This window comes from Alcanivorax sp. HI0083 (assembly GCF_001635175.1).
The window spans coordinates 1-344 of the sequence record NZ_LWFX01000703.1 but is presented as its reverse complement, the minus strand read 5'-3'; the positions used below and the strand labels follow the sequence as shown (position 1 = coordinate 344).

Below are 344 nucleotides of genomic sequence, written 5' to 3'. Positions count from 1 at the left end.
GGGTGGATTTCATGGCCCGGGACAATGTGCGGCGCATCCTGGTGGTCGAAGCTCCCTCGGTACTGGGTCAGCAACGCTGGCGGGCCCTGGATGAGCGTTACAGTTTCCCGCTGTTGCGCGAGGGCATTCGCGAAGCCATGGCGGAAGGCGCCCTGCACTTTGCTGGCAGCGCCGAAGGGCTCGCGGAGCTACTCAATGGCGCCATGAATGCACTGGTACTGAATGACCCAAGGGGAGAGAATTTGCCTCAACGACGCCAGGACCTGCTGGCCCTGTTTGATCGCTTTTGTTGATTGCTTCCGCGGAGACCCCCATGACTGCCTGCCCCTGCCAGTCCGGCCTGG

The 344-nt window shown here is 62.5% G+C and carries 1 protein-coding gene; it reads left to right on the top strand.

Annotated features, from left to right (window positions below):
- Window positions 1-293: hypothetical protein (locus tag A3754_RS06925; protein WP_231880526.1), on the top strand; the 293-nt coding region annotated here is incomplete at its 5' end.
- Window positions 294-344 lie beyond the last annotated feature (51 nt).